Consider the following 9,705-nt stretch of genomic DNA (forward strand, 5'->3'; position numbering starts at 1 on the left):
GGGACGAGCCGTCCGCCGTACCCCCGAAACCGAGCTGGTCCGGCGCGATCACCCGGCGCGACTTCGACAGCGCCGGAATGATCGGCCGCCAGTTGGCCTGCGCGCTGACACCGGGCCCGGAGCCGTGCAGCAGCAGCACCGGCGGCTCCACCCCCTCCACGGGCCCGGTGTCCAGCACGGCGGTCGGCACGCCACCCACATCGACCGTCACGAGGGCGCTCCCAATTGCGCCTGAGAAACGGTGCGGCGGGTCGGGCCGAGCCACATGTCGATCGAGCCGGGCTCGTCCGGGTCGAAGGTCCGGGGGCGCCACGCCGCCTCGTCCTCGATCCGGCGGACGCCGAACGAGTACTCGTACGTGAAGCCCTCCGGGCCGAGGAAGTAGAGGAACACCGCGGTGGACTGCGGGTGCCGGCCCGGGCCCATCTCGATCTCGACGCCCTGTTCGACCAGGAAGTGCCAGTTGCGGAAGACGTCGTCGATGGTGGCCACCTGGAAGTTCATGTGGCACAGCCCCGGACCGTCGGCCTGGAACACGGCCATCTTGTGGTGCACCGGGTCGATCCGCAGCAGGCACGCCTTGTCACCGATCCAGTCGGAGACGCGGGCGTTGAAGCGCGTGTTCCAGAACCGGTACGCCTCGTGCACGTCCGGCGCGTCCAGGCAGAGATGGCCGAACTCGGTGATGCCCGCCTCCCGCCCGAAGCGCACCGGGCGGGTGATGCTCTCCTGCTGGCTGACCAGCTCGATGTGGTTGCCGAACGGGTCGTCGAAGCCGATGAAGTCGCGCACCCGGCGGCTGCGGGCGGCCTCCCGGTCACCCCGGACGACCCGGTGGCCGGCCCCCTCCAGCTCGGTCTCCGCCGCGGCCAGGGCGTCGGCGTCGGCCACCTGGAAGCCGGAGGCGATCACCCCGGAACGGCCCTCGACCAGGGACAGGCAGTGGTGCCGGGCATCCGCCCGCAGGTGCGCCACGCCTTCCTCGGTCGAGGCCGCGAGCTCCAGCCCCACGATCTCGGTCGCGAAGCTCACCGCTTTGTCCAGGTCGGCAACGCCGCTGCGGACGTACGCGATGTCGGTGAGCTGGATCATGGCGCGTAGACGGGGGCGACGTCGATGTAGATCTGCCAGTTCTTCACGAGGTCTCCGTCGAACACGAGGATGTCCGCGTTGGGCGTCACCACGGTGTTGCCGTCCAGCCGCTTGTACTCCACGTCGATCTGGCAGATCGTCGTGTCGGCGACGTCCCACGTGTTGAGGACGTGGTGGGTCAGGCCGCCGATGGTGCCCCAGAAGCCGTTGACGGCCTCGGCCACGGCCGCGCGGCCGTGCACCGGCTCGGCGTTGCCGAAGCGGAAGGTGACGTCCTCGGTCAGGTGAGCCACGAAGTCGTCGGCGTTCTGGGAGTCGATGGCGTCGAAGATAGGTTTCACGTCACGCATGTCACTTCTCCGGGATGATCTGGTATCCGGTGCTGAAGAGGTTCTCGGGGTCGTACTGCGCCTTCACGTGGCCGAGGCGGGCGTACTTCTCCCGGCCGAACGCCTCGACCACGCGGTCGAGCTCGTCGACGTTGAGCATGTTGAGATAGACCCCTGTGCCGGTCCACGGCTTGAGGTCGCGGATGATCGCCCGGGAGCGCGAGATGAAGTCCTCGTCGTCGGCCGGGTCGTCCCAGGACATCGCGAAGTTGAGCCACATCGCGTAGTTGCGGTTGGAGAACGCGGTGTCCTCCTCGGCGACGTCGAGGATCGCGCCGCCCAGGCCGAGGATCTCGATCTCGCCGCCCAGCGCGGGTGGCATGTCCTTCCAGAAGGTGATCAGCCGGTCGATCACCTCGTCGGAGAGTTCCTCGAGATGGGCTTCCTTGGTGTAGTAGCGGTGGCCGTCGCGGAAGTCGTCGTCGATCAGGTGCTGCACGCCGGCGCCGAAGGGCAGCACGGTGGCGGCCTTGACGCACGGGTTGCCGACGCCGGTCAGGCGGTCGATGAGCTCGACGCCCTCGGGCGTGTGGGCGTCCTCCAGGTACATGCCGATCAGCATCAGCAGCGGCTTGCCGACCAGCTCGGCCGGCACGAACGGCAGCGGCGACATCTGCGGTTTGAAGGCGGCGTGCCAGCCGACGTCGCGGCCGAGGGTGGGATAGATCTTCGCGTACGCGCGCAGCGCCTCGGCCGCGTCCTCGGGCTGGTAGAGCGAGACGCCGATGCGCATCTCGGGCCCGAAGTCGTACGTGCGGTAGGTGAAGCGGGTGACGATGCCGAACGCGCCACCGCCGCCGCGCAGCGCCCAGAACAGGTCGGGGTGCGACGTCTCGGACGCCTCGACGACCTCGCCACTGGCCAGCACCACCTCGAGCGAGACGAAGTTGTCGCAGGTGAGCCCGTGCTTGCGGGAGAACCAGCCGATGCCGCCGCCGAGCGACAGCCCGGCCACGCCGGTCTCCGACATGATGCCGGCCGGGACGATCTGCGCGACCGGTCCGGTGGCGGCGTCCACGTCCCCGAGCAGGCAGCCGCCGCCCACGTGCGCCAGGTGGTTCTCGGCGTCCACCGTGACCTGGCGCAGGTTGCGCAGGTCGATGGTGATGCCGCCCTCGGACATCGCCCGGCCGGAGACGGAGTGCCCGCCGCCGCGGACGGCGGGGGAGATGCCGTTGGCCCGCGACACGTTGACCGCGCGCACCACGTCGTCGACGTCGACCGGCCGCAGGATCACCCCGGGCCGCTTGTCGATCATCCCGTTCCAGAGCTGCCGGGCCTGGTCGTACGCGGGGTCGGCCGGCGTGATGATCTCGCCCTGGAAACCGGCGAGTTGCCCGGCCAAGCGGGTCGCCAGGTTGTCTTCGACCGTGGACGTCATGACGGAATCACCTCTCAACGAGCGCGCCGCTGCGGGACCCGCGGGTCCGTGACCAGCGGGCCTGTGGGGTTGATGGCCTCGCTTGGGCAAAAGTGTATGCAGTTTTGAAGGCGAGTCAAGGAGTGGTCAAGGCGCTAGGGTTTGACCATGGCCACCAAGAGCCCGTCGGTCGAAGTCGAGGCCGGGCACCACACCGTCCGCGTGTCGAACCCGGACCGGGTCTACTTCCCGGAGCTCGGGCTGACCAAGCTCGATCTCGTGCGGTACTACCTGAGCGTCGACGAGGGCATCGTGCGGGCGCTGCGCGAGCGGCCGTGCATGATGCACCGCTTCCCCGAGGGCCTGGCCGGCGACAAGGTGCACCAGAAACGCGTGCCGCATGGCGCCCCGCCGTGGCTGGAGACGGTCCGCATCAAGTTCCCGCGATACAACCGCACTGCCGACGAGCTCTGCGTGACCAAGATCGGCGACGTGATCTGGGCGGTGCAGATGTCGACGGTCGAGTTCCACCCGTGGAACAGCCGGCGCGCCGACACCGAGAAGCCGGACGAGTGGCGCATCGACCTCGACCCGATGCCGGACTGCCCGTTCGACCGGGTGCGCCGGGTCGCCGGGGTCGCGCACGAGGTCCTCGACGAGCTCGGCATCACCGGGTTTCCGAAGACCTCCGGCGGGCGCGGGCTGCACGTGTACGTCCGGATCGCACCGGAGTGGGGCTTCGGTGACGTACGCCGGGCCGCGCTCGCCTTCGCCCGCGAGGTCGAGCGACGCGCGCCGCAGGACGTCACGACCACGTGGTGGCGCAAGGACCGCGACCCCGAGGCGCTGTTCGTCGACTACAACCAGAACGCCCGCGACCACACCATCGCCAGCGCGTACTCGGTGCGCGGCAACCAGCGCGGCACGGTCTCCACTCCGATCGAGTGGGGCGAGATCGCCGACGTGGCGCCCGACGACTTCACGTTGCAGACCGTGCCCGCCCGGTTCGCGAAGCTCGGCGACCTGCACGCCGGCATCGACGACACCGCACACCGGCTGGACACCCTGCTGGAGTGGGCCGAGCGCGACGAGAGGGCCGGCCTGGCCGGCCCGGCCGACGTCGACCCGTGACGATGTCCACCTCGCGCCATGGCGCAAAGCGGTCCTGATCGGACGACACAGACGGTCACCGGAGGCTTCGGGTGAGGGTGGCGGCCGGGCTCCGCCGCTATCCTCACCGCCATGAGGATGACGGCGGAGCTGCAGGCCACGGGTGGTAGGACGACCGGTTTCCGGATCCCGGACGAGTTCGTGGCCGAGCTCGGCGGGGGCGGCCGGCCCAAGGTTGTGGTGACGGTCCAGGGGTACGAGTTCCGGTCGTCGATCGCGAGGATGGGCGGCGAGTACTGGCTCGGGGTCAGCGCCGAGCGCCGCGAAGCCGCCGGGGTGAGCGCCGGGGACGTGCTCGACCTCGACATCGTGCTCGACACGCAGGAACGGACGGTCGACGTGCCGCCGGACCTGGCGGCTGCCCTGGCCGCCGAGCCCGCGGCGCAGGCGACGTGGGACAAGCTCGCCCCGAGCCACCGCAAGGCGCACGTCGACGCGGTCACCGGCGAAGGCGGCCGAGACCCGCGCCCGCCGGATCGCCAAGGCGATCGAGACGCTCGCCGCCGGGAAGGCCCGCTAGACCTCAGATCCAGCCGCGGCGTGAGGCTTGGTACGCCAGACCCGTGCGAGTGTCCACACCGGCCAGATCCATCATCCGCTCCAGCCGGCGTTGCACCGTGCGACGGCTCACGCCCAGGTGGGTGGCGATCGACTTGTCCGGCATGCCGGCCACGAGCAGCGACAGCAACAGCGTGTCGATCTCCTCGTCAGGCTTGCCGGTCACGATCGGCATGGCCCGCTCCCAGTGGCTCTCGAAGAGGGCGACCAGCGCGTCGAGCAGCTCGCTCGACCGGATCAGCGCGGCGGTCGGCTGGCCCACCGCGAGCGCGTCGTCGTCCGGCACCAGCGGGCAGATCGCCAGCGAACGGTCCGCGATGGCCAGCCGGACCGGCAGCGTCGGCAGCGTACGCGCCTCCTCGCCCATGTCGATCTCCTCGAGGATGCCCTCCATCTCGCCCGGCATCTCGAGCAGCGCCCGTTCGTAGATCGCGCGGTACTTCACGCCCCGCGCGAGCGCCGGAGTCTCCTCGGTGTTCGACGTGCCCGCCATGACGATCGGATTGGCCCGGCAGAACCACAGGATCTCGTGCTGGGCCGCGTCCTGCATCTCGCGCAGCCGCTGCCGCAACGCCGGCACACCGACCACGATCTCGACCAGGTGCTCGACGCTGCGTCGCCGCGTGTGGACCCGGTAGTCCTCGCTGAGCGCCGCCATCATCTGCCGCTCGGCCTGCAACTCCTGCTGCCGGCGCAGCAGCACCTCGCCCAGCGCGATGTCCGGCGGCATCGCATGGAACAGCGGGCCCGGCGTCGCCAGGCCCTTCTCGTGCAGGGCCTCGAGCAGCGCGGCCGCCTCGGCCACCGTGACACCGGCATCGTCCGCGAGGCCCGCCGCGTCCGTGCCGGAGTTCCGGACCAGCAACCGATAGGCGTGTTGCAGATCCGGCGGCAGTACTTCGCCCCCTGACATGCCGACAGAGTACTGAGGTGCGAAAGGGTTGCTTCTCAACGTTAGGACCGTCACGCGCCGATGCGGTCAGTCCGTCCGGTTCCCCGGCGATGGGACAGGAGTCTCCATCACCGACCCGGAACGGATCATGTACATCTCTGCCCTCGGCTGCCTCGGCGCCGCGCTCTCGATGACCCTCCCCTGGCCGCAGATCTGGCGCTCCTGCGTCGGCCGCCGCACGACCGGACTCTCCGCCACCGCCTGCTGGCTCGGTGTGGCGATGCCGATCGGCTGGATCACCTACGGCCTGCTGATCGGGGACCGCCTGCAGGTGCTGACGAACATCGTGACCGGGGCGGCGGGCTTCGCGCTGCTGGTGGCGCTGCTGGTGACGCAGCCGTCGCTGCGCACACGGAAGGCGCTGGCGGGTAGCGCGGCGGGTGCGATCGCGGTGCTGGCCGCGGCCGGCCTGGCGGCGTCGTTCGGCGGTCTGCCGGCCGCGAAGGCACTGGGCGGGGTGCTGGCGGTGACGGCGATCCTCGCGGCGGTGCCGCAGCCGCTGTCGCTGCTGCGCGACCGGACGCAGGACCTGAGCGGGTTGTCGCCGCTGCGCTGGCGGCTGGGCGCGGGTGCATGCGCTTCCTGGTTCGTGTACGGGCTGGCGACGGCCCAGCCCGGCGTATGGCTGTCCGCGTCGGCGGGCCTGACGAGCGCCCTGATCGTGTGCACGCTGCTCTGGCTGCGCCGCACCCCGGCCCCGGCCCGGCCACGGCCCGCCGACCGCGTGTCGGCGAACCGTGGCCGGTCCGTGCTTTCTCCGTCTTACTTCTTGGCGCCCCGCAGGGCTTGCCAGACGGCGGCCGGTACGGGCTTGTCGAGCATCTCGCAGATCGTCACGCTCTCCGCGGCCACGGCGACCTCGTAGTAGCGGGTCACGCCGGCGTTCGGTTCGGCGTCACCCGGCTCGGCCGTGGTGTCGCTGACCGCGGTGCGCCGGCCGTCGGCGGAGGCCACCGCCGTGCTGTGGTGGCCCATCGTGTCGCCGCCGTGGCCCCACACCGTTCCGCACGGCGACTCGATCCTGATCAGGCCGAGGCCGTAGGCGCCGGCGATGCCGAAGCTCTCCGGGCTGTCCACTGTGGTCTTCATCTGCCGCAGCTGCCGATCGGAGAACAGCTTTCCCTTGAGCACGGCGGCGAAGAACCGGGACAGGTCGTCCTGGGTGGAGATGACCGCACCGGCGGCGCCGCCCCAGCCGCCGATCGGCCAGCTCGACGTGTCGGTGTGGACCGGGCGCTCGCCCGAGAACTTGACCGCGTACCCGTGGGCGTACCCCGGTCCGGTGTTCGTCGCCCTGGGGTCGGCGAAGTAGGTGTGCCGGAGGCCGAGCGGACGGGCGATGCGGTGCTCGACGAGGTCGGGCAGGGTCCGGCCGGTCAGCTTCTGCAGGATCATCCCGATCAGCGTGTAGTTGGTGTTGGAGTACGACCAGCTCGTGCCCGGCGCGAAGTTCGGCTCGTGCCGGAACGCCACGTCGAGCAGTTCCCGCTCGGTGGAGACGTGCTGCGGGTCCTGCTCCATCGTGCGGAAGAACTCCGGGTCGGCCGTGTAGCTGAACAGGCCGCTGGTGTGGTTGAGCAGCATCCGGACGGTGATGTTCCGCCCGTTCGGCACGACGCCGGGCAGGTATCGCGAAACCGGCGCGCTCAGCTCGAGCCGTCCCCGGTCCACCAGCTGCAGGGCCAGCGTCGCCATGAACGTCTTCGTGTTGCTGCCGACCTCGAACTGGTCGCGTGCGGTGATCGGCCGCCGGGTGGCGATGTCCGCGACCCCGGCAACCGTGGTGGCGACCCGGTGGCCGTCGTCGATCCGGGCCACGTACCCGGGGGCGCCGGCCGCCAGCACCTGCCGGGCGACCTCGCGCATCGGGCGGTCGTGCGCCGTGGTGCCGATCGCCGCCGGCCGCGCATCGGTCGTGGCGGCAGCCGCGGTGATCGCGCCGGGACCGGCCAGGGCCGCTGCTGCGGTCAGCACGACCGCGGTGATCCTCTTCGTCGTCGTCATGCATCGAGCATGTCGAGATTGTCCGGTGCGGTCATTGCCGCTGACTACCCGATGATGGTGGTGCTGGCACTACCGGTCTCGCTATCGGTTGAGCTCGGCGCCCAGGAAGAAGACGCCCGGGGAGTTCTCGAAGCCCTGGCTCCGGTTCCTCTTCAAGCTCGAGTTCTTGATGGTGAGGGTGCCGGTGCGGTCGTTGCTCACGAAGAAGATGGCGCCGCCGCCCTCCCGGGCGTTGTTGTCGCGGACGATCGTGCCGTTCAGCGTGACCGTGAACCGGTTGCCGTCGGCGTAGATCGCGCCGCCGCTGCCGCCGCCCGGGGTGCCGGCCCGCGCCGGGTTCGCGCCCCGGCCGATCGCCCGGTTGTCGGTGAAGACGCTGTTCAGCACCGTCCAGGACACGCCGATGCTGCTGAGCGCCGCGCCGTTCGAGCACTGGCCGCCGGTGAACGTGCTGTTCACGACGTACACCGGTTTGTCGCCGGACTGGTCCAGCACGCGCAGCGCCGCGCCGCCCAGGTCGGGGCCGGTCGTGTCGCAGCGGTTGCCGACGAACCGGGAGTTCACCACCTTCACCCGGCCGCCGCGGACGAAGATGGCGCCGCCACCGCCGCCCTCCTGCTTCTCGCCCGTGCTGTTGCCGTTGGAGAACACCAGGTTCTGCACGGTCAGCCGCGGGCTGTCCTGGTCCTGGCAGTGCGAGGTGGTGTGGCCCTGCGCCGCGTCGCACGTGTTCATGTAGAGGATCCGCCGCTTGCCGCCGCCGCTCAGCGTCACCCGGCCGCCGCCGTCGAGCACGATGCGCGGGCCGTTCGCGTTCCTGATCTTCGCGGTACGCGTCATCGTGATGGTCACCGGCGCCGGGCCGCAGTCGAACGTGATGACCCCGCCGGCCGCGACCGCCTCGACCACGGCGTTCGAGGTGCAGCTCTTCGGGGTGCCACGGCCGATCACACGATCCGGCTTACTCGTGTCCACGGCCGCCGCCTCGGACGGGATCGACGCGCCGCCGGCCGGGTTGCCCGGCTTGGGCAGGGTGCGGGCGGCGGCTTTCTTCGGCGACGCCGACGGCTTGACGGAGGGCTTCGGCGCGGCCGAGGGCGACAGCGCGGACGGCGCGGCGGCCGACGGCGCCGCTGGGGCCACGAAGGTCGCCGTCGGCACGGGGGTGTCGTCGTTGCCGCAGGAGGCGATCAGCAGCCCGCTGACCAGCGCCGTCGCCGCAATCCGAGGAATTCGCACCGCCCGATGGTAGGGCCAGGGACAGGCTTCGGATACGGCGGTCGGGTCAGCTTTCCTCTCCGATCGCTGCTGACCAGCCGGTGCGAGAGGATGGGAACGGACGCTTACCGCCGAGCGGGAGGACTCTCATGCCGCAACCGATGTGGACCGGGCCCGCGGTCGCCGCCGTCACGCTCTTCGACGACGAGGGCCGGCTGCTGGCCGCCGAGACCGGGACGCACGCCGCCGGCCTGGTGGAACGGGGGATCAAGGCCGTCGTCGTGGCGGGCAGCACCGGCGAGGCGGCGGCACTCTCCGACGCGGAGCGGGTCGAGCTGGTCGCCGCGGTCAAGGAGGCGTGCCCCGGTGTGCCGGTGCTCTGCGGCAGCAGCGGCGAGTGGCACGGCCAGGCGGTGACGCGCACCGAGGCGGTGGTCAAGGCGGGCGCCGACGCAGTGCTGGTGGCGCCGCCCCGGCTCGGCGGCGACGTCGCGGAGTACTACCGGCGGGTCGCCGACGCGGCCGGCGGCGTGCCGGTCCTGGCGTACCACTATCCGGGCGTGGCCGGCGGCCCGGTGCCGCTCGACCTGCTCGCGAGCCTGCCGGTGCAGGGCGTCAAGGACTCGTCCGGCCAGCCGGTCCGGCTGGCCGCGGAGCTCGACCTCGACTGGGCCGGCGCCGTCTACGTGGGCGCGTCGGCGCTGACCGGGTACGCGTCCTGGCTCGGCGCCACCGGTGCGATCCTGGCGGTCGCGAACGTCGTACCCGAGTTGTGCATCTCGGCCTGGGCGGGCGACGCGGACGCCCAGCGGCAGGTCATCCGCACCGAGGCCGGCTACAAGGCCGGGCGGGGGGGGGCGAATGCCCCCCGGGGCCACGGGGGCGGGCCGGGGCCCCTCCCCCCAAAAAGGGGTGCGCGGGTACCCGCCCGGCGGCGCCCCCCGGGGCCGGGGGTGGGGGGT

10 protein-coding genes and 1 pseudogene are annotated in these 9,705 nt (G+C 71.3%); 4 read left to right on the forward strand and 7 right to left on the reverse strand.

Features of this window, described 5'->3' with window-relative positions; genetic code table 11:
• The 4 genes from AB0M20_RS12770 to AB0M20_RS12785 form a co-directional block, all read right to left on the reverse strand.
• Positions 1 to 211, reverse strand: a 211-nt coding sequence (locus AB0M20_RS12770; protein ID WP_364297496.1) for an alpha/beta fold hydrolase, incomplete at its 3' end; no start/stop codon positions are given.
• Positions 208 to 1,092, reverse strand: a complete 885-nt coding sequence (locus AB0M20_RS12775; RefSeq protein WP_364297498.1) for a VOC family protein — start codon at positions 1,090 to 1,092, stop codon at positions 208 to 210. The genes AB0M20_RS12775 and AB0M20_RS12770, both read right to left, overlap by 4 nt.
• On the reverse strand, positions 1,089 to 1,442 hold the full coding sequence (locus AB0M20_RS12780; protein ID WP_364297500.1) for a nuclear transport factor 2 family protein: 354 nt from the start codon (positions 1,440 to 1,442) through the stop codon (positions 1,089 to 1,091). Before AB0M20_RS12780 ends, AB0M20_RS12775 begins: the two co-directional genes overlap by 4 nt.
• Position 1,443: 1 nt before the next feature.
• Positions 1,444 to 2,862: an FAD-binding oxidoreductase gene (locus tag AB0M20_RS12785; RefSeq protein ID WP_364297502.1), complete on the reverse strand. Its 1,419-nt coding sequence runs from the start codon at positions 2,860 to 2,862 to the stop codon at positions 1,444 to 1,446.
• A gap of 147 nt (positions 2,863 to 3,009) precedes the next feature.
• Between AB0M20_RS12785 and ligD the strand changes: the two genes are divergently transcribed.
• Both ligD and AB0M20_RS12795 read left to right on the forward strand, forming a co-directional pair.
• Positions 3,010 to 3,972 (forward strand): non-homologous end-joining DNA ligase, encoded by a 963-nt coding sequence (gene ligD / locus AB0M20_RS12790; RefSeq protein WP_364297504.1) that lies wholly within the window; start codon positions 3,010 to 3,012, stop codon positions 3,970 to 3,972.
• A 117-nt stretch (positions 3,973 to 4,089) separates the two neighbouring features.
• A pseudogene (locus AB0M20_RS12795) lies at positions 4,090 to 4,401 on the forward strand (DUF1905 domain-containing protein); the annotation flags it as partial.
• A 133-nt stretch (positions 4,402 to 4,534) separates the two neighbouring features.
• Here AB0M20_RS12795 and AB0M20_RS12800 read toward each other — a convergent pair.
• Positions 4,535 to 5,482: a helix-turn-helix domain-containing protein gene (locus AB0M20_RS12800; protein ID WP_364297506.1), complete on the reverse strand. Its 948-nt coding sequence runs from the start codon at positions 5,480 to 5,482 to the stop codon at positions 4,535 to 4,537.
• 127 nt (positions 5,483 to 5,609) lie between these two features.
• Between AB0M20_RS12800 and AB0M20_RS12805 the strand changes: the two genes are divergently transcribed.
• Positions 5,610 to 6,386, forward strand: a complete 777-nt coding sequence (locus tag AB0M20_RS12805; protein ID WP_364297508.1) for a SemiSWEET transporter — start codon at positions 5,610 to 5,612, stop codon at positions 6,384 to 6,386.
• Here AB0M20_RS12805 and AB0M20_RS12810 read toward each other — a convergent pair.
• Both AB0M20_RS12810 and AB0M20_RS12815 read right to left on the reverse strand, forming a co-directional pair.
• A complete protein-coding gene (locus AB0M20_RS12810) occupies positions 6,284 to 7,525 on the reverse strand; it encodes a serine hydrolase domain-containing protein (protein ID WP_364297510.1) in 1,242 nt (413 codons plus the stop codon). The two genes, AB0M20_RS12805 and AB0M20_RS12810, sit on opposite strands and share 103 nt — an antisense overlap.
• Positions 7,526 to 7,606: 81 nt before the next feature.
• Positions 7,607 to 8,764, reverse strand: a complete 1,158-nt coding sequence (locus tag AB0M20_RS12815) for a hypothetical protein (protein WP_364297512.1) — start codon at positions 8,762 to 8,764, stop codon at positions 7,607 to 7,609.
• 128 nt (positions 8,765 to 8,892) lie between these two features.
• Between AB0M20_RS12815 and AB0M20_RS12820 the strand changes: the two genes are divergently transcribed.
• Positions 8,893 to 9,705, forward strand: an 813-nt coding sequence (locus AB0M20_RS12820) for a dihydrodipicolinate synthase family protein (protein WP_364297514.1), incomplete at its 3' end; no start/stop codon positions are given.

This window comes from Actinoplanes sp. NPDC051633 (assembly GCF_040681735.1).
Lineage (GTDB): Bacteria > Actinomycetota > Actinomycetes > Mycobacteriales > Micromonosporaceae > Actinoplanes.

Coding starts and splice junctions, on each gene's coding strand:
- AB0M20_RS12775 (WP_364297498.1), bottom strand. CDS start 1,092: ATGATCCAGCTCACCGACATCGCGTACGTCCGCAGCGGCGTTGCCGAC.
- AB0M20_RS12780 (WP_364297500.1), bottom strand. CDS start 1,442: ATGCGTGACGTGAAACCTATCTTCGACGCCATCGACTCCCAGAACGCC.
- AB0M20_RS12785 (WP_364297502.1), bottom strand. CDS start 2,862: ATGACGTCCACGGTCGAAGACAACCTGGCGACCCGCTTGGCCGGGCAA.
- ligD (WP_364297504.1), top strand. CDS start 3,010: ATGGCCACCAAGAGCCCGTCGGTCGAAGTCGAGGCCGGGCACCACACC.
- AB0M20_RS12800 (WP_364297506.1), bottom strand. CDS start 5,482: ATGTCAGGGGGCGAAGTACTGCCGCCGGATCTGCAACACGCCTATCGG.
- AB0M20_RS12805 (WP_364297508.1), top strand. CDS start 5,610: ATGTACATCTCTGCCCTCGGCTGCCTCGGCGCCGCGCTCTCGATGACC.
- AB0M20_RS12810 (WP_364297510.1), bottom strand. CDS start 7,525: ATGACGACGACGAAGAGGATCACCGCGGTCGTGCTGACCGCAGCAGCG.